This window comes from Algoriphagus sp. (genome assembly GCF_039969895.1).
Lineage (GTDB): Bacteria > Bacteroidota > Bacteroidia > Cytophagales > Cyclobacteriaceae > Algoriphagus.
This window is the reverse complement of the sequence record NZ_JBDVMZ010000012.1, coordinates 519547-544821: the sequence shown is the minus strand read 5'-3', so window position 1 is coordinate 544821 and position 25275 is coordinate 519547. Positions and strand designations below refer to the sequence as shown.

Sequence of the window (25275 nt, the reverse complement as noted above, 5' to 3'; positions counted from 1 at the left end):
GTTTAAAATTACGGAAAATGTCCAGTTGGGGAAAAAATAAGCTAAATGAGTCGGGAAAAAAGTCCTGGTCCATGGAGGAAGCTTTCGAAAAGCTGACGACATTTTGTGCCTATCAAGAGAGATGTCCCTGGGAAATCCGGCGAAAGCTTTACGAAAAAGGAATCAAAGATGAGCAGGCTGAAAAGCTGCTAGCTGAACTCACCGCTGAGGAATACCTGGACGAAGAACGCTATGCGAGAGCTTTTGCAAGAGGTAAGTTCAGACTGAAAAAATGGGGAAAAAACAGAATCCGCATGGAACTCAAAATGCGGGAAATAGCTGAAACTCTCATTAAAAAAGGGTTGAATGAAATAGATCCAGAGGAATACTACGACACACTGTTGACCCGAACTGAGAAAAAGTGGGAAAGTACTCAAGAACCTGATTTTTTTAAGAAAAAGTACAAAGTCACTCAATACCTGATGACCAAGGGTTTTGAAATGGACTTGATAAAAGAAGCGATTGAGCATTTAATTAGTGATCAGACTCAGTAATCAGGCTCAGTGATTCAAGCTAGAGTCTGGTTCAAGTTTTCTGACCTATCTGTTGCACCTAGGTTTGGGTCTGGGATCTTGAAGCCTTCAGACTTATGCTTGCTAGATGTCCTGTAGTGGCAGTCTGAAGACTATATTGAATAAGGCACAAGTCTGGAGTCTTACACGAGTAAGATTCCACGCTTCAGCACTAACAGTCCGATCTTTAAGTGTCAAGTTCCACTCTTCACTACTGAAAGTTTACTCATTGAGATTCGATAAGGGTACTGCTCACTGATCTCTTGCCTATCCTATGTTAAGTTTTGGCCTGCTATATTTCTAATGTTACCAAATTGTTAACTTTACGTAACCCGATTCGTAAGTTTGGTAACATTAGCTTCATCCAAGTTGAAAAAAGTACTCCTCACATACTTCCTTATTTTTGCTTTTGGCTTTTTGGCCAAGGCTCAGGATACTATTGAGGATTTACCCTTTGACAGCAAATTTGAAAAGGAGTTTTGGGAAGCGGGCCAATCCAATCCCTATCTACTTTTCAGGGCGGTTCAGTCAGAAAAGTCTCCTTCTGACGAGAAATGGACTAACCTAATATCCGAGTTGGATCAGAAATTTGAAAAGAAGGGCACACACCTCAATGTCCTTCGTCAAATTTTCCAAAAATCCCATCAGCGGCTATTCAAAACCTACGAGCAGCATTCCACATTCAATGCTATGCTTGACCAGGGAAAATTCGATTGTGTAAGTGCTTCGGCGGCATTGGCGATGCTTTTGGATCGATATGATTTTGATTACAAAGTGGTAGAAACAGATTACCACGTGTTTATCGTAGTCAATCATGAGGGAAATGACATTATTTTAGAAAGTACGCTTCCTGTGGGTGGCATGATCACTGCTCCTTCGGAAGTAGCTGCTTATCTTGATGGCTACAAAGCATCGGAATCAGCTCAGCCGGCTTCCCTCAATCAGCGGATTGGTGCTCCGCAAGTAGCACTTTCGGACAACTCCATTTTTAGACAAGTCAGTCTCACTCAGCTGGCAGGCTTGCAGTATTACAATGACGCGATTGCGCACTTCAACGAGCAAAGCTTCCATCAGGCATCCAATCAATTACAGAAAGCGCTGAAATTGTATAATTCGGATCGGATAGAAGGGCTAATGGCATTAGCAGAAGAGCAGATAAACTTATTGGCAAGCTCAAAATAAAAAATGGCCACCTAATCGGCGGCCTTAATCCGTTGCAACAATCACCCCAATTGTCCAAACAATCTATTTAAAAATACTCCACTTTTTCTGACACCTACCTAGAGGAACTTACTTTCTAGCTCATATCAAAGCATGAAAGCAAGGAAAAACCCTATTAGTGAGGCTTTTTTAATCAAATCAATTAGATTCTCCTTAGTCATGGCTAGAATGAATTATCATACCAAAACTAGGAAATCATATGTGTGGAGGCTATACGACAAATGCCCTATTTGGCAATAGGGCATGGAGGTTTTTTAGTGGTGATGATGTCCGTCAGGACCGTGCGCATGACCATGTTCTATTTCTACAGGCAGCGCATCCCGAACGGCTATGATTTTACCTTTGAAGGACAAATCATAACCCGCCAGCGGAGGGTTGAAGTCCATGTGAACTCCTTTGTAATCAATTTTGGTGATCTCGCCACGGATTTGTCCGCCTTTATTATCCTGCATAGGAATTACATTTCCGATACGAAGAAGATTTTTATTCACTTTGCCCTTCTCTTTGAAATTTGCCTTTGGAATGATCGTCTTCTTCTCTTCTATATAATCTCCATAAGCTTCTTCAAATCCCAAATCTGCGGTAAATTCATCACCGGCTGATTTGCCGAGCAGTGCTTCCTCAAACTTCGGAAACACCTCACCGGCATTATATAAAAAGTAAAATGGCTTGTCTTCTGGTACCTTTTCATAAGGCACCATCCCTGTCTCACCATCGTCCACTTGGAGGTCATAGCACACGGCTACTACCTTGTTCTTTTCTACTTTCATAAGTTATTGAATGAGTTTATCAGTTAAAAATATATGCCACTCCCACCTGACCCACGAAGTTCTTTCGGTCATAGCCAGGGACGAAGTATTGGTCAGGATTGTTCTCCAGATACCACTTATAGTTTAGCGTATTGACGTATTGCAAGCGAGCATTGACCATCACGTTGCCAAACTTCCAATCACCAATCAATGAAGGGACCAGATCCACATATTTATTTCTCCAATCTTTAGAAGCTTCATACCTGTAATAATAGAAATCATTATTGTACACAATTCGCTCCATCTGGAATCCAATCCTATTCATTTCCTTCACCCAGGCAAACTCAAGAAAAATCACATTGCTTGCAGGACCGTTACCAGCTCCGAGTACTTGTCCCTTTTGGGTATAACCTTCGACTACATGCTCGTGGATATACCAGGTTTTCAATGCTCTGATGTCATCCCTGATCGTTTGGCCGGTTTGGGTCATCTCAGAACTGATCTGTAGGTAGTGACCTGGTTTTTTCAAACTCATCAAGTGAGAAAATCCAAAAGTAAAAGCTCGGCCTGACTCAGGAGTAATCATAAAGTCACTCAGGGTACGGTCATTGTCCCGAGTTCCATATTCTCCGTAGAATTCGAAACGCCCCTCAGCACTAAGCCATCTGAAAAAACCAGAGCTGAATTGTTGCCTCTTTTCTTGGATAGGATCGACTATATTCTGAGCTTTTTTCCTACCATTAAATACAGGAAGAAGATCTCCAAGACTAGAAATATCATCCTGATACATCTGACTCGTGGATCCGTAACCTAAGAAAAGACCCGGAACCCATTTAGGCTGATAAGTCAAAACCAATCCAGATAAGAATCGCTTATCGTTTTCAGGCTTAGGAATCAACACATTGTTTTCTTGAATACGGTAATCAGGCCAAGGAGGCAGAAATCCAGATGACCTCAGGAAACCTCCAATTACTTGTCCTTCAAATGAACCTATTCCCGTCTTCACAGGCTTGCGCGTGTTGGCTGTCAGATGCACAAATCCCGGAGCATTGTTGCCAAGCAAAAGAGAATTTCTCCGTCCAGGACCCCACCATAGATTTTCTGAAGACACACCCACAGAATACTCCTTGAAATTATAACGAAGACTGGATTGGCCTAAGTAAAACTGAGAATAGGAACCCTCGCCAAATTGCTCTGGCATATCTATACGATTCATGTAGTCGTAATAGTACAGGATGCTTAGCTGATGCTCTATCGGGAAGCCCAAATAATCTCGGTTTTGGGCGATCAAGAGTTCAGGTTGAAATTGCAGGGTAAATCCTCCATACTCCAAATAGGCACCGGGACTTAGGATGGTCTGAATTCCTCGATTTGGAATAAAGGCTCCATCATTCACTCCAAACGCATAAGTAGAATTATACTGGAACTTAGCTACCGCGGGCATCATCAAAAACTTCCCTTGATTATCCTTGCCAAAAACTCGGTTGATTCTCGATTGATCCATGTCCACCACGGAGCTATCCAAGTCGAAGGCATAGCTAATTCCGAAAGCCTCCACCGGGTATAGCGGCCGAATCATAAACGAAGAGGCAGAGTCAACAAGACCTAGCAATTGGGCTCGTCGGAGGTAATCATCCAGCACCGGAGTGCCGACAGGTACCGTCTGAGCCGCGGCGAAATGACTTCCAAGAAGAGTTAGAAACAAAGCTCCAAAACAGCCTTTCAAAAATTTTATAGTCATCATACTCATTTCAGGATAAGCGCTTCTACTGTTATCCCTGACAGTGACCATGACTCATCACATTTAGGATCAAAAGAATTCTCAGCTACCAAATCGGAATCCATGTAGATTCTCACATCGGAATTTTTATGCTCAATAATTTTAGAAATACTGTATCGAGAGGTGTAATTAGGCGTGGTTCCGAAAAAGCAAAGACCAGGCATATTAGTTTGGACTGCTCCAGTCTTAGGTCGATTGGTTTGGGAAAATGTATCTGGATAAGACTGATATAGGCAGTAAGTGGATTCACAAGGCGTATTGGAAAAAGTGGTTCTGAAAACTTCCTCATTGTCCACCCCAAAAAACCACTGATCTGGGCCACTCACTCCATCTGATGTATTTCCATCCCACGTATCATGGATTAAAATATCGAGTGTAACTTTAAGAAGATTGTGGCTTGGCAAACCGGTCAGCGTTACTGACAGTTCCTCATTATGATAATACCCTACGATGGTATCGCCTTCAAAAATGATAAATCTTCCATTTACAAAACCAGCAAGATCAGCATCCGAAAAATCATTGGAATAAACCACTTGCTCTGATTCCAAAGTATCAGCACAAGAGAAAAATGAAGCTAAGACCAAGAGCAGTAGAAGGGCATTCACTTCTTTAGGCCAATTTTTATAATTCATCAAATTCAATGAGTTAGAAAATACAATGATGCAAAGAAACAAAAAAGCGGCCAAAGCAGACTTACCAAAAGAACGCTATTTTTGAGTCAGTTTCAGGTAAGTAGTATTTGCCCACTTGAAAAACAGCCTACAAAAAATCGACTCATATATGCCAAAATGAAGAATAGAGAAGAGATAATCAAAAATTACATCGAAGGCTACAACAGCTTTGACATCCAAAAAATGACCAGGAATTTCTCTGATGACATACTTTTTGAAAACATTCAAGATGGAGTAACTACGCTCACCCTGAAGGGAATTCAAGCATTTGCTGCTCAAGCTGAAGAAACAAAATTTTACTTCTCAAAGAGAAAGCAAACGCTTCTGTCCTTCAAGCACGTAGCAGATAAAATAGAAATTGAGATTGATTACTGGGCAGTTTTGGCGATTGACTTACCCAATGGTTTGAAAAAGGGAGATGAGATAAAATTAAGAGGAAGGTCCATTTTTGAATTTAGCAATGACAAAATAATAATGCTGACCGACGAGAGCTGAGAAAGACCTTCAATCTCCATTATTAGCCATACGCAAACTCGCGTTTTGGGCAAAGTAAATTAGGAAAGTGTTAGCTTTGAAGCTCAGCTAATCGCAGGGAACCCAGCTAGAATTTTGCTGTCTGCTAGAAGCTGTTCAATAGTAAACTTAAAATAAAGCAATGGCCATTTTTACCATAGTCGCGGGGGCACGACCTAATTTCATGAAGATTGCCCCAATCCTTCATCAACTAATTAAAAAGCAACAGGAGGGAATTCCAGTCAAATTTCGCCTAGTACACACCGGACAGCATTACGATAAAAAGATGTCGGGAGATTTTTTCGAGCAACTCAATATCCCTGAGCCAGACGCCAATCTAGGCGGGGGAGGTGGAACTCAGGCAGAACAAACCGCTGCTATTATGGTCGCTTTTGAGAAGGAACTACTGGAAAATCGTCCGGACATTGTGCTAGTTGTGGGAGATGTCACCAGTACGCTTTCTTGCTCGATTGCTGCCAAAAAACTACAAATCGACGTTGCCCACGTAGAAGGGGGAATACGATCGGGTGACTTAAGCATGCCCGAAGAAATCAATAGAATGGTGACTGATAGCATTACGGATCATTTTTTCACCACCTCCGAAATAGCCAATGAAAATCTGCGGAAAAGTGGTTTTGCCGAAGAAAAAATACACTTCGTCGGCAATACGATGATTGATACGCTTATGGCACAGATGCCACGGTTTCAAAAGCCAGAAGGTGAAATCTTCCAAAAGCTCGAGCCTAGACAGTATTTCATCATGACGATGCATCGTCCTGCCAATGTAGATCAAGAACATAAGCTGAAAGCGATGCTTGAAGCAATCCTCGAGGGCACAGAAGGCCTACCTATCATTTTTCCAGTGCATCCTCGCACAGCCAAAAACCTTCAAGCTTTAGGTATCCAAGCTCCCAACCTCCACCTATGTGAGCCATTGGGCTATTTGGAGTTCAACTATCTGGTGAAAAATGCCAAGGGAGTCATCACAGATTCTGGTGGAATCACGGAGGAGGCATCAGTCATGAACGTGCCATGCATCACTCTTCGTGACAATACCGAACGGGCAGAAACCATCCACCTAGGCACGAATGAGCTAGTGGGAACAGACCCGGCTAAGCTTAAGCCCTACTTGGAAAAAATCATGCACGGAGAATGGAAGCAATATCAAGGAATACCACTTTGGGATGGCAAAACTGCAGAGCGAATTGTGGATATATTGATTGATTCCTATCCGGAAAACTAAGATGCATGTACAAGAAAGGGTTTCCTATTTGATAGAAAAACTCCACCTTCTGCCTCACCCCGAAGGCGGCTTCTACTCAGAGACATACCGATCTGAAATCAGCACCGAGACAAATACAGGGCATAGAAATCTAACTACGGCGATTTACTTCCTGCTCACTTCGGAGAACGTCTCCAAATTCCATCGAATCAAAAGTGATGAACTTTGGTTTTTCCATGAAGGCAGTAAGTTAACCGTTCATACCTTGAGTAAAAATGGACATCAGCAGCTTTCACTTGGTCATCCATCTGATCTAGTTGATTCATCGCCTCAGCAGTTGGTAAAGGCACATACAATTTTCGGAAGTTCAATAGATGAGCCGAATAGCTACGCACTAGTATCATGCGTGGTGTCTCCAGGATTTGATTTTATGGATTTCGAGCTATTTGGAGAAGGTCAACTCCTAGAACAGTACCCAGATCATTCTGAAATCATCCAGAAATTGACATAAAAAAAGCTCCTTTTTGGAGCTTTTTTTATTGCATGACAAGTTAACTTAGAATGAAAATGCTACTCTGAAGGTCATCTTTGTGCCAGGAGATAAGCTACTAAAGATCTGATCTTGAGCTTGGTAAGATTCAAAGACAAACTCTCTCTTTGAATTCAGGATATTTTCTACACCAAAGCCAGCCTGCAAGCGCTCATCTGCTCCAAAGGTTTTGTTGATGTTCAGATTTAGGCTGTTGAATGGTACAGAATACGTATCTGTCCTGTTGCCAAAGCCTACATATTGCAGTGAAGATCCCTGCACATTGTAGAAAACTCCAGCTTCCCAGCCCGTAGAGAAAGAATTATAGCTCAATCCTGTATTGATCAGGTATGGCGCTTGACCTGCCATGTCGCGGGTATCGTCAATGACTTGTCCCTCTCTTGCCGATAGCTGTCTTGATCTAAACTCAGATTCCGACATTTCGATTTGCGATTTGGTGATAGTCACGTTTGTATTCCAATTGAAGTTCTCTAAGCTAGGAGCAATGAACTTCAGCGACTTTCTGAATTCAAATTCCAAACCTGCAACTGTTCCATTACCCACATTTCTAGGCTGGAAAGTACCAGGGTCTGAAAGGAACTGAACCATTTCAATAGGTTTTTCGAAGGTCTTGTAGAACGCACTCACAGAAAACATTTGACCTCTTTCTTGAAAAGCTTCCCATCTTAAGTCGAAGTTATTTACACGGGTAGAAACCAGGTTCCCATCCCAAAGAACTTCAGTCCCGCCATTGGTAGTCTCTGGATAAAGTCCTCCGATAAAAGTCCTACCCGTGATCGGATCCAAAATCTCTGCATAGGAGAGCTCTTTGAAAGAAGGCCTAGCAATTGTTCTGGAAGCTGATGCACGTAGGTTTTGATTCTCTTTTAGGTTGAAAATCAAATTCACCGTTGGGAAGAAATCCAAGTCATCCAAAACCTCCACTAGATCAAAATCTATCGTACCAGTTTGGTTAGTTCCTGTGTAGTATTGGTTGAATTTTTCTACTCTCAGACCTACAATTGCTTTTAGATTTTCGGCAGGATTGGCTTCTAATGAGGCATATCCGGCAAAATTTGTAGCGATTGAGTTGTACGCATTAGCATTGATTGGAATAAAATCGGCATTGTATCTCACACCGTTTCTATTGTCTGCTGCGAAAAGATTCTCTTCTAGTAGTATTTCGTTAGGATCACCAGTGAATTCTGTACTACCCGTCGCGAACTGGAAGCTTTGGATATTGAAATCACGCTGTTTGAAAACGTAGTTTCCTCCAAATTTCACTTTGCTATCTCTTGAGAAAAGGTTGAGATTTTTGGAGATATCTCCTTTTGCTACGATGCTGTATTCTTCCAAATCTCTCCAAATTCTAGCTGGAAGTCCAACTTCAGTTGAGATCGTATTCGTAGGCTCTCTGAATCTAGTGAATCGAATATCCGGATCTGAGATAGTTGATCGTGTTGGAGCAAGTTTCCAGTTGATTTCCCAATCATTCCCATTGATATAATGCGTACCTGCAAGTAAAATACTCGTCAAACCTCTTTGGCTATACTCCAGATTGTACTGCTGTGCTTCAAAGTTTGCACCTAAATTAGTATTGAGAAAGCTAAACTGACCTGCTTTTGATTCGCCATTCTGCAAATGCATCAGGTTCAACTTGTATTTAGCACGATCTGTTTTCAAAGCAATACCAGCAAGACCTCCCAGCAAAACGTTGTTCACACCGAAGTCACCACGCTGTCTTTCCAAAGGCTCCAGTTCTGTCTGATCAGCTTCTCTTGGCTTGGCGTAGAGATTGTATTGTGCATCCTGATAGAACTCAGTCTCATTCTTGTAGGTCACAGCGAAGTTATAACCCCAAGTAGCTTTTGATCTAGCTATCTGATTTCCAAGGGAAAAGCTAAGTCCTACATCCATAAGACTGTTGGCTCTGAAGCCTCCCAAAGTCTTATTAAAATTCCCAAGAATCTCCTGATACTCTAGTCCCGCTGGACTGTTCGGATTGCCAACAGCATCACCGAACTGAGGAATATCTGTTCTTCCATCTGTAGGAATAGCTCTGGTGCCGTCATCAAATCCCAGGAAGTCTGTGTTGCCGCCATCGTATTTCAGGTAATTTGAGTTGAAGTGCATGGATGGATTGATACCACCGCTTAAGCTCAATCTCATTGATTTTTCCTCAGGAAAATCTTTGGTCTCAATGTCCACCACTCCTCCTGTGAAATCAGCAGGAAGATCAGCAGTGAATGATTTTGACACGATAATGTTATCAATCACATTAGTAGGAAAAATATCCATCTGTATGGTATTTCTATCCGGATCCAGACCTGGAATATCCACACCATTCAAAACAGTTTTGGTATAACGGTCGCCAAGTCCTCTTACGTAGATGTATTTTCCACCTTCGATGGATACACCCGTCACTCGTTTGACAGCAGAAGCTGCATCACCATCTCCTATCTGACGGAATGTGCTAGCTGAAATTCCATCGATCAGGTTGGCAGCATTTCTTTTCACAGAAAGTAGTGCAGATTCTGTGGTTCTAATCGCAGAAGCAGTGACGGTCACCGCTTCTAAGTCTGAGGCTTCCTCAGCCATCAATAAATCCCCGATGACAGTGACCTCTCCAGCTGTGACCTCTACTTCCGTGAGGTTAATTGAAGAATAGGAAATGTAAGAAATTTGTAAAGTGTAAGTTCCTGGAGATACTTTGATTTCGAATTTACCATCGAAGTCTGTTACTGCTCCAGTAGATGTTTCTTTCACTAGAACTGACACTCCGAATAACGGCTCTCCAGAACCTTCTTCGAAGATCGTACCACGAATGGTACCGCTTTGGGCAAAAACAAAACCTGCAAATACTTGAGAAAGTATAAGCAGAAGTAAAACCAGTAATCCCTTCATTAGTGGATTGGTAGATTGATTTTTCATACAGCAAATTGTTGGAAAACTTAATAAGAAGGGAGAAACTGACCTTGCAAGTTATTTCTCCCTTCCTTAGGTTATTGATTATTTAAGATCAGAAATTGCTCCTGATGCAGCAGTCCAAGACCACGTGCTAGCGAAGGCAGCTTTGTTTGCTCCTACTGTGTTTGCTCCTAAAGCTACAGATGAAGCGGAAGCTGCTGTTCCATTTTTGAAAACTGAAGTAAGGGCAACACCACTCGCTAGAGTAGCCTGAAGATTCATGAATTTCAATGAACCCCCAGCAAAAGTTGCCAAAGTTTTGTCACCACTTAGAGAAAGGTCTCCTCTACCTTCTGTGGTAGCAGGATCAGCAAAGTTGAAGAAGTAAATATTTTCAAAAGTACCTCTAGCTCCATCTCTGAAATCACCCAACTCAGCTACATTATTTCCTTTGACGGTGCCATTTTTCACTGTATGTCCTGCTAGAAAAGAACCTTCAGGGCCATCGATTTCTAAGCAGTGATCAGTTTCTCCACCTGCTACTACGATGAAATTGTCAAGTGTACCAGACCAAGCCTGATCAGTATCTATACCATCATCTCCAGAATTCCAAACAATCGCATTTTTTACACTTACCGAACCGCCAAACCACTCGATGCCATCGTCTTGGTTGGCTATCACTTCTACGTTTTCGATTACAGTACCAGAACCTACACCACCAAGGGTGAGGCCGTTGATTTCATTCCCTTCGCCGATGTTGGCACCCCCATGTCTGATAGAGATATATTTGATGATGCCTGAGTTATCAGCATCGTCATTTCCTCCATATAGTCCATTTGTATCAGATGGTGGAATTCCTTCTATTTGAATTTCTGTCACGTCCCCTGCAAGCGAAGCTTTAGCTTTACCTAAGATGATCAACCCACCCCAAAGACCGCCAAGATTAGGCTCAAGGTTTGGAGAAGAAATCTGTCCCGGCATGATCTCATCCGCCACAGTAGTAAAGATGATAGGAGATGTCGCCGTGCCTTGAGCGTTTAGTTTTGCTCCTCTGGCGATGATTAGTGCGGTAGCATTGGAGCCAGATCCTACTTCGCCTTTAATTATAGTACCTGGCTGGATAGTAAGTGTATTTCCTGAAGTGACAGCTATTCTACCACCTAGCACATAGGTTTTACCAGTTTCCCACGTCGTATTAGTCGTGATATTGGAGTTGATTAGTTGTACATCTCCATTGTCAGGATCTGTTGGATCAATAGGTTTGTCATTACCATCAATACAGCTGGTGAATCCGATCACCATAGCTGAAAACAAGATTAATAGGGAATTGAACTTTTTCATTGAGATAGTATAATTGATTATGGTTTGCCTCATTTGATGGTACAAAGCTGGATCAATTGGCTTTCTCAAAAGAATTTTTTGAATTACCCTTTTTTTACTAAAAATCACACGAAGTAATATTGGATTAACAAAGGGGCATAAAAAAAGGCTTCTCTTTCGAAAAGCCTTTTTTTAAGCTATATAAGCAGTTATTTCAATGTTACCGATTTGTTAATCGGAACTTTCTCCAAGAATATTTTTACCAGGTCTCGGGTATTAATTCCGTCTGCCTCTGCCTCATAGTTGAGGATAATTCTGTGATTTAGGACGTCTTCTGCTATTTCTTTGATGTCTTCTGGCAACACATAATCACGCCCATCCATGAATGCCACCGCCTTGGCTGCCAAGTTCAAGTTGATACTCGCTCGTGGCGAAACACCAAATTGAATGTATTTGGCTTCGTCTTTCAGACCGTACTGGGCAGGGAACCTAGTTGCAAATACTAATTCTATGATGTAATGTTCCAATGGCTCCGCCATTTTCACCGCATTAATCTGATTACGAATTTCAAAAATCTCCTCTTTGCTAAGAATTGCATTCACTTCAGAACTGAAGGACATGTTTGCCATTCTGCGCATCACTTCCATTTCATCTGCCTTGCTTGGATAGTCGATGTGTACTTTCATCATAAATCTATCCACCTGAGCCTCTGGCAGCGGATAAGTTCCTTCCTGATCCACTGGATTTTGAGTAGCCAATACCAAGAAAGGTCTATCGAGCTTGTAGGTAGTCTCTCCTATAGTCACCTGCTTTTCCTGCATGGCTTCCAAAAGCGCAGATTGAACTTTGGCTGGAGAACGGTTCACCTCATCAGCCAAAATCACATTGGAAAAGATTGGGCCTTTTTTCACTTCGAAGCTTGCAGCCTGAGGATTGTAGATCATCGTACCGATCAAATCCGCTGGAAGCAAATCCGGAGTAAACTGAATTCTGTTGAAATCCAGATGAAGCACTTTGGCAAGTGTGTTTACCGTCAAGGTCTTGGCCAAGCCCGGTACACCTTCCAAAAGAATGTGTCCGTTAGTAAAAAGTCCAATCAAAAGTCTGTTGACCATTCTGTCTTGGCCTACCACTACTTTCTTTACTTCCTGTATTACGTCTGCTATTTTTTCCTGATGCATGGAATCTGAATCTTTGAGTGCTTTTTAATCGGAGACTAAAATAGAGGTTTTTGTCTCAAAGGACAATCTTAAATCTTAGAAGCGGTAAAGCCTTACGATTAAAGGGATTTTATGATTTTTTAAGATGGATTTTAGGGAGGCCTCAAAAATTTCTCGCAACGGCGCGGCGGACGCAGCGGTAGATAACCTTTGAGGTTTACTAAACCTCGAAGGTTTCGTCTGTGAGTTCTCCCGCGCAACATTCGCAAATTGAACCAAAGAAATAAGGCTGTATTCATTTGAATTAGCTCTTCGGTACTCTCCTTACTCTTGCTTTTCCGCAGAAACCAATTAAACCTTCGAGGTCGAAAAAATACCTCAAAGGTTATAAATCGCCGCCCCGTCGCGTCGCCACGAGAAAATCATCTATTAGTTTTCTTAAATCCAGTCAAACCCAACTTATGATAAATCGTCTCCTCGTCGATTTCCTGTACTTCACCAACTTTGAACTTATCAATCGTTAATTTCTCCATCGACCATCGAACAAGCCTCAGCGTAGGATGCCCTATTGCAGCAGTCATTTTGCGCACCTGACGGTTTTTACCTTCAATCAATGTCAAAGAAATCCAAGTATCAGGAATGGAAGCTCGGTAGCGAATCGGTGGATCGCGGTCTGGAAGTGACGGAATGGGGTCCACTAGCTTTGCAATGGCTGGCTTGGTTTTATAGTCTCTACCATCCACATTGATAGTGACACCCTGCATCAATGCTTTCAGGGATTCTGGGTCAGGAGCTCCCTCCACTTGCGCATAATACGTCCGTTGGTGTCCGAAGCGAGGGTTGAGCAAATGATGATTCAGGGATTTATCGTCCGTAATAATCAGTAAACCCTCAGAGTCCTTGTCGAGCCTACCCACTGGATATACCTCCTTCGGAAAATCAAAAAGAGAGGCCAATGTCTGCCCCTCTCCAGAAAATTGACATAAAACCCCGAAAGGCTTATATAGTATAAAGTATCTAGCCAAAGTCAGTGATTTAACTACCGCAACCCACGCAATCTATACTGGAGTCCGTAGGTTTCACGCCGTCACGCTCCATTTTTAGGTTATGGATTTTGTCGCGAACCTCCATGTCAGCAAACATGTCGCCGGTGATTTGTGATTCCAAAGCTTGGATTTGCTCGTTGTAGTTTTGAATTTGTGCTTCGCTCATAAACGTTAGATTTGAAGGTTGAAATGATTTTCTATATGATTATCCGCAGTACTGCCAGTCACCTTTTATTCCTTGCTTAGCTGGTTGGAAGACCGATGACCGAAGCGGCCTCAATTATTTAGTTTAACATTTGCTACCTTGCTTATTCCACCTTACTGGTAGAAATTCGGATAATCATAATTTTCTAAAAATAGCCAGTGATCCTGAATAGTTCCTGATCGCAGCTTCATTTTTTTAGTAAAAATGATTTCAACTGAGTCCTAGAAATTTACCTTTTGAAATTAGTCACAAAGAATGTCCAGCCTAAAACTCGTAAACCTTCGTCATACCTTACATCAAAATCCTGAGATCGCTGGAGAAGAATCTGGTACAGCCGACACGATTTTATCCTTTTTTGAAAATATAAAACCAGATCAAACCATCCAAAGTATAGGAGGATACGGTCTTGCATTTATTTTCAAAGGTAAAAATCCAGGACCAAGAAGTTTATTCAGAGCTGAACTCGATGCCTTGCCAATTCATGAGACGGGCAATTCAAGCTATAAAAGCCAAACTTCAGGCAAAGCACATCTTTGTGGTCATGATGGACATATGACAATCCTCTGTGGACTCGGAGAAAGGCTCGCTGCGCAGAAACCTGATTCTGGCGAAGTTGTTTTGCTCTTCCAGCCTGCCGAGGAAACAGGGGAAGGTGCGAGAAGGATTTTAGACGATCCGAAGTTCCAAGAAATAAAGCCAGATTATGCCTTTGCACTTCACAATCTCCCGGGATTTCCTCTCCATCACCTTGTCACCCGTAAAGGTACTTTCGCCGCAGGAAGTACGGGATTGACTATTTTATTAACTGGTAAAACCTCCCACGCGGCGCATCCCGACGCAGGAATCAATCCTGCACGAGCCATCTCACTTTTGATTCAAACGCTTCCGACCTTACCTGCGACTCTCCAAAACTTTGCTTTGGTGACGATTATCCATGCTGAGATAGGAAGTTTGGCTTTTGGCACCAGCGCAGGAAAAGCAAGTTTGAGCGTCACAATCCGAGCGTTCGATCAAGGTGACTTGGATAGCTTGATCGCTAGGGTAAAAGCCGAGGCTCAGGGAATCGCGAAGTTAGAAAAGCTCGGAGTAGAATTCAGGTTGGTAGAATCTTTCTCAGTCTCTAAAAATAACCCTCAAGCCGCTGAGATTGCAGAAAATGCGATGAGGCAGTTAGATTTTACTATACTAGAAAAACCAGATCCCTTCCGCTGGTCGGAGGATTTTGGGCTTTTCAGTCAAAGTTGTCCATCGTATTTGTTTGGATTGGGCTCCGGAGAAAATTGCCCGCAACTCCATGAGCCTACCTATGATTTTCCAGATGAACTAATTGAAACTGGAGTTAGAATTTTTGAAGGAATTGCTAGGGAAGTCAATGGGTAAAAAAAAGACCTTCCAGGCTTTGAAAACCTGCAAGGTCTGGAAAAACAGTGATCAGATTGAAGCACTTGTGCTCACTACATTAACTAGTTTAGTGCAAGGCTCGCTTAAAATTAGGGCTAAATCAACAATTTTTGGATACTTAACACCCTGCGCCCTCTGTGAAAAAGTCGTGCCCATAGTGGTTAGAAACCCAACTCGCGCCTGACGCTTCACAGGAGGTCATTACAGGTCTGAATACGCTGCCGGATAGAGTAACTTCGTGTCATTACGAGAAACCGTATTGGCATATTCAGGCAGATCTTTCATCCCAATCCAGTCTGGATCAGTCCTAAATTGAGCCCAATGCTGATCCCTAATCTCCATATTTTCATGGGTTGTCATATAGACTAAGTTTGGCATATTTGCTCCAGCTATTGTTTCTCCATAGAAAATTGGACTGCAGTTTAATTTTTCGAAAATGTCCATTTCTCCTGAGTTGAACATTTTCACTTTTGCCTGATATAGACGCTCAGTAGCAGCTTCGTAGCTTCTCATCTCATAGACTCTTTCTTTTTTGTCATTGGTCAAGCTGGACTCTGCGAACTTCGGTTGTCCACTCATCGCTTGAAGTATTGAGCTTTCAATTCTCTTGTAAGGAGGATTAGTATGTGAGGCATTGATGTAGGCAGCCCCAGCAGTCTGATAGGTTTGATCTTTTGCCAGCTTTCCTTCCAAAGCTACATAGTCGTCCAGTGACTTGAATGGCACAAAAAGATAAACTGCCTTGCCAGCATTTTGCTGAGAGGCTATAGGTTTGAACACACCCACTTTGGAAATCCCATGCTTGTGGGCGGCGGGAATAAAAGCGTTGGCTAAATAATCGTCCAGCATGGCCTCTTGTTCTGGAGTATCGATGTGGTAGGTTCTGAGTTCGTAAAAATCTCTTTTTTGGGCAAAAAGATTAGTACTTAGGATAAAGCAAAAGGCGATAAATCCTCGTAACACCAGTTTTTTTAGATTCATTTTGAGTTAGGTTTTAGGTTTAACTTGATGAGATTAAATCCATCCAATTTTCTAAAGTAGCGTTTCTGTGAGAATCCTAAAAACCAATTCTAGATTAGATCATTCTAGTTGGCCTTAGGGACACCCATCTACCGCGTCCAGCTTCAAGAGAAGTAGGACAACGCTGCGTCCTCCAAGAAAGTCTCGGTGTGCTTTAGGATTAAATGTGCTTTTGTAAAAAAAGCCGACTATCGCCGGCTTTATCATTTATGGATTGCTATTCGCTCTTTTCATCGGATTGCTTCCTGTAGATGCACCGCGTGCAGCTCCCGAACCTTTAAACAGTTCAAAGCGAGTTGGCTGATATTGTCTTGGCCAGTAATTGCTTGACTCATCGATATCGGCAGTTTCTCTTTTTGGGTCAAGAATGATTTGAGTGACTTCCTTTTCTTTCACAAAAACCTTCGTAACCTGAGTTTCATTCTTTCTCCAGATCTCTACAGGAATACGGTCGATCTCAGAAGTACCATCAGCATAGTGAAATTCTAAAATGATCGGCATCACCAATCCCCCGACGTTTTTGAAGGTGATCTCATAGAAATTCAAATCTTTCTCCATCAGCTCTTTTTCCTTTGGAGTAAGACTAGCCATGAATTTTTTATAACTCTCCTCGTCCGCTGGCGTGACCTCAAAAGGATTATAGGTAGTGTAGAAATCTCGAGTAGCAGGGTTGGCTTCAATCACCGTTTCTTTGACATCAGTCTTATTGAATTCTTTGGAAACATAACTTTGCTCTCGATCTGCTTCGGCTTTCAAGGCAGCTTTTCTCTCGGCAGGGGTACGGTTTTCCATCTTGTAAAGAGCTACATTTTCTATAGCGATATCAACCGGCTCAGAGCCATAGAACCAACCTCTCCAGAACCAATCCAAATCGACTGCAGAAGCATCTTCCATTGTCCGGAACAAATCCTCTGGCGTAGGATGCTTGAACTTCCATCTTCTTGCATATTCCTTGAAAGCATAATCAAACAGCTCTCTACCCATTACTGTTTCACGAAGAATATTCAGTGCCGTGGCAGGCTTTGCATAGGCATTTGGACCAAACTGAATGATGTTTTCAGAATTAGTCATGATAGGTTCCAAAGTATTGACCTCACTTCTCATGTAAGGAACAATCATGTGAGCTGGGCCGCGACGAGACGGAAAGTTTCTATCCCACTCTTGCTCAGCCATAAACTGCATGAAAGTGTTCAAGCCTTCATCCATCCAAGTCCACTGACGCTCGTCGGAATTGACGATCATCGGGAAGAAGTTGTGTCCTACTTCGTGGATAATCACTCCTATCATTCCGTTTTTCACCGCTTCAGAATAGGTTCCGTCAGGATCAGGTCGTCCATAATTAAAGCAGATCATAGGATACTCCATGCCATTAGCCGCCTCCACAGAGATAGCCGTTGGGTAGGGATAATCGAACGTATGCGCAGAGTAAGATTTGATGGTATGAGCGACCACTCTGGTGGAGTATTGGCCATATAGTGGGTTAGCTTCCTTAGCATAGTAGGACATCGCCATCACATCTTTACCACCTTGCTTCACCGCCATAGCGTCCCAAATGAATTTGCGGGAAGATGTCCACGCAAAATCACGTACATTCTCTGCTTTGAATTTCCAGGTTTTCTTGGCTTCAGATTTACTTTTCTCCAATTCAGTAGCTTCTTCCTGAGTACGGATTACCACTGGGTTATCGTAGGTTTTTTTAGCAGTATTCCATCTGCTAAGCTCTGTAGAAGAGAGCACCTGACTAGCATTTTGCAATTCACCTGTTGCGCCCACCATGTGGTCAGCAGGCACAGTGATGTTTACTTCATAATTTCCAAAAACCAACGCAAATTCACCAGAACCCAAGAATTGCTTGTTTTGCCAGCCTTCGAAGTCAGAGTAAACGGCCATTCTTGGGAACCACTCCGCCATCGTGTAAAGGTAATTGCCATCTTCTTCGAAAAACTCATATCCTGGACGTCCAGAGATATAGCCTACTCTATTGGTAATATTAAAAGTCCAATCAACTCCGAAGGTGAAACTTTCACCTGCTTTCAATGGCGCAGGAAGATCTATTCGCATCATTGTCTGATTCACTGTCACTGGTAGCGGATTGCCTTTTGCATCTTTCACCTCTAAGACTTTGTAGCCAAAATCATCGTTTGCCCACACGAGTCCCTCGATGGTACGCAGGGTCATTCGATTGCTGATGGAGCTCTCGGCAGCTTTAGGAGTGGCAGAATCTGGCCCACGTTGGTTTTCCTCCAATTGCACCCAGAGGTAGGTCAATTGATCTGGGGAGTTATTGATATAGGTAACTTTCTCAGATCCTTTGATAGATTGATTGACGTCATCCAGCTCCACGTTGATCACGTAGTTCGCCTGCTGCTGCCAATACATATGACCTGGTGCTCCGGAGGCTGTACGATAAACATTTGGTGAGCGAAGCATAGGGCCAAGCTGCTCAAAGCGCTCGGCATGATTCTGCTCAGATTGCTGCGCAAAAGCAGGGAAAATCCCTGAAATTGCCAGTGCTGTGAGTGCTACTATTTTTCTCATCATTTATTTATTTTCAATCAACTTAAAGAAGTACAACTTTCCATCGGTCAGCCGACCCCAAACATATTATCTACCAAAATTTCGTCTCTAACATCAGCATCAGCGCCACACCAAACACCATTGATGCGACCACCAATGTCCATTCTTTGCGACTCACTCCCACAATACCTACTAAGATAGACGTTACGAGCAGATATATTCCTACTATAACGAGTTGTCCTAGCTCCAGTCCCAGATTGAATGCTAATAAAGGCTCCCAAATACTAGCTTCTTTGCCTAATAAGCTTCGGAGATAGTTTGAAAATCCAAGACCATGAATCAGTCCAAAGAACAAAGCAAAAATATAATTGATGCTCGTTCCCTTTCCAGAGGAAGGCTTCGGTCGGAGAATCGTAATAAATGCCGTAATCGCGATAGTGACAGGTATCAGGAATTCGATCAACTCAGCATTCACATTGACTAGTTTGAAAGTAGCCAAAGCTAAAGTTAGCGAGTGTCCAATCGTAAAAGCTGTGACTAATATCACCACCTTGCGCCAATCTCGTGGAATAAAAACTGCGCAAAGGGCCAAAATAAACAGAATGTGATCATACCCGTGTATATCAAGGATATGCTGCAGGCCTAAACGGAAATACAATTCAAATGAATTCATAGGAGGGGTGAAATACCTCTAAAGAAGTAAATTGCGCAATAATACAGGATAATTAGCAGAAAAGACAGCCGACGTCAGACCAAATGCCACAGTTTTACACCTACTTGATCAGCCTTGGATGGCTGGTATTCATCCATCCTTTTCACCTTAGTTTGACTGAGATCAAATGGAATAAGAATACCGAGCAACTTGAGATTTCACAGAAGATTTTTTGGGATGATTTGGAAATAGCTCTAAGTGCCTATCATGATGTCTCCATTGATTTCCTCAATCCTGCAAACAAGGAAAAGCTTGACAAACAAATCGAGTCCTACTTACGGGCGCAAAATGAAATCTGGATAAATGAGAAATCAATTCCTCTTAAGTTCCTTGGCTATGAGATAGAAGACGATGCAGCGTGGTTCTACCTAGAATCCGGAAAACTTCCCGAACCGAATACTATCAACGTCAAAAACAGCTTACTGATAGAATCGTTTCCAGATCAAAAGAATGTGGTTCAGGTGTATTTTATTTCCAATTCTCCCAAAAGCATTATTCTAGGGAAAGGTGAGGATAGAGGTACATTGAAAAACAAGTGAGTGCTCAAAACAATTAGTTTACCGCGTCTTAAATCTTACGCATTTTTAAGACAATTCTTCTGTCTTAACATGCATGATCCAGCTCAGACGAACAGATACGTCTAGCCAAATTCATTAGAAAACACTTATTTGGCCCATCTACTAGCAGGAAACAAAAAAAGTCCGACCCAAAGGCCGGACTTTTATAGTAAAAGCAATCCGAATTAATACCCAGGATTCTGAGGGATTGGTGCAGAATTGTTTGTTTGAATTTCATCCAAAGGAATTGGCCAAACAAATAGATGGCTGTCATACTCTAATGAATGGTCAGTCGGGATAGTAGCGGTTTGATAGAATGTAAGATTGGTAATAGATCTTGAAGTAGCTTTCAAAGGAATACCGTTCATCAACCCTTCACCAGAAAGTCTGTGAATATCTGGCCATCTTCTACCTTCTGCTAAAAACTCTATTCTTCGCTCATCAAAGATCGCTTGAAGTAATCCGTTACCTAAGCCATCAACCGTATAAGCTGGTACAGAAGCAGGTAATGCACGACTTCTTACTGAATTAAGCAAAGTAACCGCTTCCATCATCTTACCAGTTCTTGCATTTGCTTCAGCAGCATTGAGAACCACCTCTGAAAATCTCAAGATGACGTTTGGATCAGTGTAAGTAACGGCATCTTGGTATTTGCCAGTGAAGATACCTGTAGGGCTTTGAGTAGTTAATAGAGATCTTCTAGTGTCCTCTGCTTTCCAGAAAGTAGCTCTCCAGATAATTGGGCTGATTTTCACCAAGCCTCTTGCGCCTAAGTTTGGATTGCCATACATAGATGGCAATGCACCATTCACACCTGGATTGGCTTCTGCTGAATTTACGAAAGAGAAGATGTTGTCAGAGCTAGTTCCACCTCTGAAAGGAGTAGCTGGATTAGCCGTAACAGCATACTTTGATGTCAGCTTAGTGTATTCAGCTAAAACTCCAGGCCAATCTTTCATGTGAAGTTTGATTCTGGATTTCAAAGCAATTGCAGCACCTTTATTAGCTCTAAATGGTCCACCTTCTGGTAAGAATCCTTCCGCAGCATCTAGGTCTAATAGCAATTGAGTATAATCCTCTCCTACAGTTCCTCTTGGTACTGCTTCTCCATCAGGAACTTTGGTTACGTCATCTATACCAAAAGTTCTGTAAGGGATACCTGCTGAGGAAGGATCATCAGAATAAGGTCTTGCAAAGTGAATTAATAATTCATGGTGAGCCAAAGCTCTCAAGAATAACATTTCTCCTTTATATGCATTTCCTGCCTCAGTAGTGAGAACCCCGTTTGCAACAGCATCATCTAGGTTTTCTAAGATGATATTTAGTCTGTTGATCATTCTATAAAGAGAGATCCACATACCTACGTTATTAGCAGAAACTGGGCTGTACGAATTGTTATACGTGATTTCGTAGAAAGCTTGATCATTATACATATCCTCACCTCTCATATCACCTTGTTGCACATTGGCTGCTCCGAAAGGATAACCACGTTGCACGGAACCATTATAGAAGCCTCTTTGGGCAGATTCATATACCCCGAGAACAGCAGACTCAATTCGAGCACCTGTGGAAAAAGCTTCTGAATCAGGTATCAAGTTAGCCGGAACCAATTCAGTCACTTCACATGCACTGGTAAAGCCTAGAAAGGCAACACCAACCAGTGCCATTTTTATATTTTTTATTGCGAATTTTTTCATAATATTTTTTCGGTTTGAGTGATTAGAAACCTACGTTTACGCCGAGAGTATATGTACGTATCACAGGAGCTACGTTCCAATCGACACCGAAGCTAAGCTGACCAGAGTAAGAGTTTGCTTCAGGATCCAAGCCAGAGTAGCTTGTGAAAGTGAACGGATTCTGAACCTGACCAAAAATTCTCACATTAGAAATTGCTCCATTAAAGGCAGATTGCAAAGCAGCAGAAGGAACAGTGTATCCAAGAACGATATTCTGGATTCTTACAAAGTCACCTTTCTCTACGAATCTAGAGTTAGATACTGAGTTCTGCCACATATTTTGATCTTGACCAGAATACAACTTAGGTACGTCTGTTACTTGACCACTTTCAGTCCATCTGTTTAGGATGCTTGCGTGGTTGTTAGAGAATCCTTGTCCCATTAGACCTCTCAGGGACTCATTCATAATGTAGTTTCCACCTGAGAATCTAGTGAAGATCTCCGCATCGAAGTTGCCAAACTTAAAGTTGTTTGACCATCCTCCTTGCCATTTTGGAAGCGTATTTCCTAGGTATTCCTGAGTAGGACCTGGAGCGGCAGTAGATACGTCAGCTGGATTGGCTGGGTCATAGGTCTTAAATCCAAGTTTACCCTGTACTAAGTTGTACTGAACAATATTGTCACCAGAGACATACATTGGGTTACCATTTGCAGGGTTTACACCTGCCCAAACTGCACCGTATAGTTGAGCAATAGGATTTCCAACTTCAGTTCTGTTATATGTACCAGTCAATGGACTGATCAAGTTAGTAACCTCATTTTGGATGAAAGAAATGTTGAAGTCTGTATCCCAAGAGAATTTACCTCTGTTGATCACATTTGAAAACACTCTAAGTTCAACACCTTTGTTCTGCATCTGACCTACGTTTTGGTTGATGCTGTTACCTGGTACACCTAATGAAGGAGCAGTAGGAGCAGCTAGGATCATTCCGTCAATATTATTGATGAAATAATCTGCTGAGAAAGTCACTTTTCCAATGGTCATATCAAGACCGAAGTTCAACTTCTCGGAAGTTTCCCACTGAAGGTCGGCATTAGCAATTCTATTGTATCCAATACCTGCACCTGCACCACCTAGAACTGGGCTATATCCACCATAGGCAGCAAATGAGTCGATACCTGTGTTACCAACCTCTGCATAAGATGCTCTGAATTTAAAATCAGAAATTAAGTCTGAATTGAAGAAGGCTTCATCAGAAATTCTCCATCCTACTGATCCACCAAAGAATGTTCCTCTTTGATTTTCTACTGCCAAGTCAGAGATTCCGTCATTTCTTACAGTGAAAGAAGCTAGATATTTACCTTTGAAAGAGTAGTTGAATCTACCGAAGTAAGAATCATAACCTCTCTCTGTATAGCTACCACCTGAAAACTGATTATTATAAGATCCTGAAATCAAGTTGTTTCTTCTGAAATAATCATCAGACACATCTGTTCCTTGTCCAAAGAAGCCGTAAAACTTAGCAAACTGATATTCAAGACCTGCAGTCACGTTCAAATTGTGATCATCAGCAAAAACTGTCTGATAATTCAAGGTGTTCTGCCAGTTCCACTGATAAGCAGGGTTTGTAGCCATATAGACGCTACCATTAGAACTTCTACCATCACCATGTCTAGCATCCAATGACTGGAAATCGTCAGCCAAGGTAAGATCGATACCTATTTGAGACCTAGCTGTCAGACCAGTCACGATATCTATTTCGCCATAGGCATTACCGATTATACGGTTAGTTCGGCTTCTGTAGATGTTGTTCTGAAGCACAAATCCGATGTTTGGAATGTTGTTATCTGGTCCAGCTGCATTAGCTCCAAAACCAGTAGTAGCTCCATTGGCTGTCACATTGAAACCATCAAAAGCAGTATTTGCTTCATCATAGATAGGCACGTTAGGAAGTGCACGAGTAGCATTGTAAATAGCTCCAGATAGTGAGTTGGCACCATTATTTAGACCGAAAATCTCTGTGTAAGAATAAGATAATGAAGTACCTACTCTCACTGATTTGGAAATACTGTGATCCAAATTAGCTCTAAATGAATATCTGCTCAATTCATTTGGTCTCACTGGAGATTCCTGGTCTGTGAAGCCTAAAGAGAAGAAATACTTGGTAGATTCAGAGCCACCACCGATTGATAGGTTGTGCTGCTGCGTAAATCCACTTCTAAATACTAGATCTTGCCAGTCTGTGTTTACACCTGGAGCAGCTAGTTGAGATTGATTAGCGTTAGATCTCTTTTCGTTTGCAATGGTAACCCATTCGTCACCAGTGAGTAGGTCAAATGTTTCTACTGCCTCATTCACACCCATGGTCATGCTGTAGTTTACTTTAGCTTTTCCAGTAGCGCCTCTTTTGGTAGTGATCAAAATCACCCCGTTTGCAGCTCTTGAACCGTAGATTGCAGAAGCAGATCCATCTTTCAATACTTCAAAAGAAGCAATATCAGCAGGGTTAATGTTTGCCATTGGGTTGGCGTTGTTGACAGCTGATCTGTCTGAATTTACCATCGGTACACCATCTATTACAAATAGCGGACTTGCACTAGAAGTAAGAGAGTTTACACCTCTGATACGGATAATAGGTGCAGAACCCAAGATACCACTTGGAGTAGTCACTTGAACTCCGGGCGCTCTACCTGCCAACTGTGATTCAAAGGAAGGAGAAATAAGATTCTCTATCGCAGTCGCATCAATAGATGCTACTGAACCTGTGATTTCTCTTCTTTCTTGAGTACCGTAACCCACCACTACAACTTCGTTGAGGGTTTTCACATCCACATCCATTGTCACATTGATAATGGAAGCAGAACCGATAGGCATTTCTTTGGTCAAATAACCAACAAAACTGAAAATCAGCGTAGTAGCGTCACCTGGAACTTGAATAGAATAGCTTCCATCCAAATCAGTGATCACACCTTGTGCAGTACCTTTCACTACTACACTAGCACCTGGTATTCCTTCTGGCTCTTCAGCCGAAGTGACCCTACCAGTGATCGTCTTGCTCTGCGCCAACACCGTCACGAGGGACAGCATAGCAAAAGCAAAGGTTAATAAAACTTTCTTCATAGGTTGAACATTTATGTTAAGAAATAATTGACGCGAATATTGACCGAAAGTTTGATTTGAAAAAGCTGTTACTACTAGTCCTAATGACCTAGTGAAGTATAATATTTCGAGAATCTTAAAATTTGTAAAAATTCAATTTATAAATCTCGAATGACAATCATAAAACAGCTTATTATTTTGAAAAAGTATCATTATAAAAATATTTATTTCGAAAATGAGATATTTTCAAATGCAATCTCATCTAAAACCACCCAAACTATTAATTATAAAAATTGAGCTCTTCGACCTATTAAAAGAATTCTCAATATTTTATTCTTAAAAATGGTTAATCAATTCAGGAAACTTAGTTTTTATTTTGAGTATTAATTTTCCCCATAAAAAAATGAATCAATTTTAA

The 25275-nt window shown here is 41.9% G+C and carries 20 protein-coding genes; 7 read left to right on the top strand and 13 right to left on the bottom strand.

The features are described from left to right. Window positions 1-17 precede the first annotated feature (17 nt). Both ABJH64_RS08550 and ABJH64_RS08545 read left to right on the top strand, forming a co-directional pair. Window positions 18-533 carry a regulatory protein RecX gene (locus ABJH64_RS08550; protein ID WP_348274975.1) on the top strand — a complete coding sequence of 172 codons (516 nt, stop codon included), beginning with the start codon at window positions 18-20 and terminating at the stop codon, window positions 531-533. Between the two features lie 387 nt (window positions 534-920). Then, entirely contained in the window at window positions 921-1733 is an 813-nt protein-coding gene (locus ABJH64_RS08545) for a hypothetical protein (protein ID WP_348274974.1), read from the top strand. Between the two features lie 293 nt (window positions 1734-2026). Here the strand turns inward: ABJH64_RS08545 and ABJH64_RS08540 are convergent, their stop codons facing one another. From ABJH64_RS08540 to ABJH64_RS08530, 3 genes are read right to left on the bottom strand one after another with little or no spacing between them, the layout of a single operon-like run. Then, on the bottom strand, window positions 2027-2542 hold the full coding sequence (locus ABJH64_RS08540; protein ID WP_348274973.1) for an FKBP-type peptidyl-prolyl cis-trans isomerase: 516 nt from the start codon (window positions 2540-2542) through the stop codon (window positions 2027-2029). A 19-nt stretch (window positions 2543-2561) separates the two neighbouring features. Beyond that, window positions 2562-4265: a capsule assembly Wzi family protein gene (locus tag ABJH64_RS08535; RefSeq protein ID WP_348274972.1), complete on the bottom strand. Its 1704-nt coding sequence runs from the start codon at window positions 4263-4265 to the stop codon at window positions 2562-2564. A gap of 2 nt (window positions 4266-4267) precedes the next feature. Then, window positions 4268-4933, bottom strand: coding sequence for a hypothetical protein (locus tag ABJH64_RS08530; RefSeq protein ID WP_348274971.1), 666 nt, complete (start codon window positions 4931-4933; stop codon window positions 4268-4270). Between the two features lie 156 nt (window positions 4934-5089). Here ABJH64_RS08530 and ABJH64_RS08525 point away from each other — a divergent pair, with 156 nt between their 5' ends. The 3 genes from ABJH64_RS08525 (at window position 5090) to ABJH64_RS08515 (ending at window position 7218) form a co-directional block, all read left to right on the top strand. Beyond that, window positions 5090-5467: a nuclear transport factor 2 family protein gene (locus ABJH64_RS08525; protein ID WP_348274970.1), complete on the top strand. Its 378-nt coding sequence runs from the start codon at window positions 5090-5092 to the stop codon at window positions 5465-5467. 160 nt (window positions 5468-5627) lie between these two features. Next, complete coding sequence (wecB, locus tag ABJH64_RS08520; protein ID WP_348274969.1) at window positions 5628-6728, top strand: UDP-N-acetylglucosamine 2-epimerase (non-hydrolyzing); 1101 nt, start codon at window positions 5628-5630, stop codon at window positions 6726-6728. 1 nt (window position 6729) lies between these two features. Further along, a complete protein-coding gene (locus ABJH64_RS08515) occupies window positions 6730-7218 on the top strand; it encodes a cupin domain-containing protein (protein ID WP_348274968.1) in 489 nt (162 codons plus the stop codon). A gap of 45 nt (window positions 7219-7263) precedes the next feature. On the opposite strand, the gene ABJH64_RS08510 is transcribed toward ABJH64_RS08515, so the two are convergent. The 5 genes from ABJH64_RS08510 to ABJH64_RS08490 all read right to left on the bottom strand — a co-directional run bounded on the left by ABJH64_RS08510 (window position 7264) and on the right by ABJH64_RS08490 (window position 13835). Then, window positions 7264-10140: a TonB-dependent receptor gene (locus ABJH64_RS08510; protein ID WP_348274998.1), complete on the bottom strand. Its 2877-nt coding sequence runs from the start codon at window positions 10138-10140 to the stop codon at window positions 7264-7266. Window positions 10141-10245: 105 nt separating this feature from the next. Then, entirely contained in the window at window positions 10246-11484 is a 1239-nt protein-coding gene (locus ABJH64_RS08505) for a hypothetical protein (protein WP_348274967.1), read from the bottom strand. 188 nt (window positions 11485-11672) lie between these two features. After that, a complete protein-coding gene (locus tag ABJH64_RS08500; protein WP_348274966.1) occupies window positions 11673-12644 on the bottom strand; it encodes a MoxR family ATPase in 972 nt (323 codons plus the stop codon). 401 nt (window positions 12645-13045) lie between these two features. Beyond that, a complete protein-coding gene (locus ABJH64_RS08495) occupies window positions 13046-13654 on the bottom strand; it encodes a pseudouridine synthase (RefSeq protein ID WP_348274997.1) in 609 nt (202 codons plus the stop codon). 4 nt (window positions 13655-13658) lie between these two features. Beyond that, a complete protein-coding gene (locus tag ABJH64_RS08490; protein ID WP_348274965.1) occupies window positions 13659-13835 on the bottom strand; it encodes a hypothetical protein in 177 nt (58 codons plus the stop codon). Between the two features lie 294 nt (window positions 13836-14129). Between ABJH64_RS08490 and ABJH64_RS08485 the strand changes: the two genes are divergently transcribed. Continuing rightward, window positions 14130-15254, top strand: coding sequence for an amidohydrolase (locus ABJH64_RS08485; RefSeq protein WP_348274964.1), 1125 nt, complete (start codon window positions 14130-14132; stop codon window positions 15252-15254). A 222-nt stretch (window positions 15255-15476) separates the two neighbouring features. On the opposite strand, the gene ABJH64_RS08480 is transcribed toward ABJH64_RS08485, so the two are convergent. From ABJH64_RS08480 to ABJH64_RS08470, 3 genes are all read right to left on the bottom strand, one after another. Then, window positions 15477-16256: an NIPSNAP family protein gene (locus ABJH64_RS08480; protein ID WP_348274963.1), complete on the bottom strand. Its 780-nt coding sequence runs from the start codon at window positions 16254-16256 to the stop codon at window positions 15477-15479. 246 nt (window positions 16257-16502) lie between these two features. After that, window positions 16503-18833, bottom strand: a complete 2331-nt coding sequence (locus ABJH64_RS08475) for a M1 family metallopeptidase (RefSeq protein WP_348274996.1) — start codon at window positions 18831-18833, stop codon at window positions 16503-16505. Between the two features lie 70 nt (window positions 18834-18903). After that, a complete protein-coding gene (locus ABJH64_RS08470; protein ID WP_348274962.1) occupies window positions 18904-19485 on the bottom strand; it encodes a HupE/UreJ family protein in 582 nt (193 codons plus the stop codon). Window positions 19486-19568: 83 nt separating this feature from the next. Here ABJH64_RS08470 and ABJH64_RS08465 point away from each other — a divergent pair, with 83 nt between their 5' ends. Further along, window positions 19569-20063: a DUF6702 family protein gene (locus ABJH64_RS08465; protein ID WP_348274961.1), complete on the top strand. Its 495-nt coding sequence runs from the start codon at window positions 19569-19571 to the stop codon at window positions 20061-20063. A 203-nt stretch (window positions 20064-20266) separates the two neighbouring features. On the opposite strand, the gene ABJH64_RS08460 is transcribed toward ABJH64_RS08465, so the two are convergent. Both ABJH64_RS08460 and ABJH64_RS08455 read right to left on the bottom strand, forming a co-directional pair. Then, the gene (locus ABJH64_RS08460) at window positions 20267-21778 is read right to left on the bottom strand and encodes a RagB/SusD family nutrient uptake outer membrane protein (RefSeq protein WP_348274960.1); all 1512 of its coding nucleotides are present in this window, start codon (window positions 21776-21778) and stop codon (window positions 20267-20269) included. Window positions 21779-21800: 22 nt separating this feature from the next. Next, on the bottom strand, window positions 21801-24878 hold the full coding sequence (locus ABJH64_RS08455) for a TonB-dependent receptor (RefSeq protein ID WP_348274959.1): 3078 nt from the start codon (window positions 24876-24878) through the stop codon (window positions 21801-21803). Between the last annotated feature and the right edge of the window lie 397 nt (window positions 24879-25275).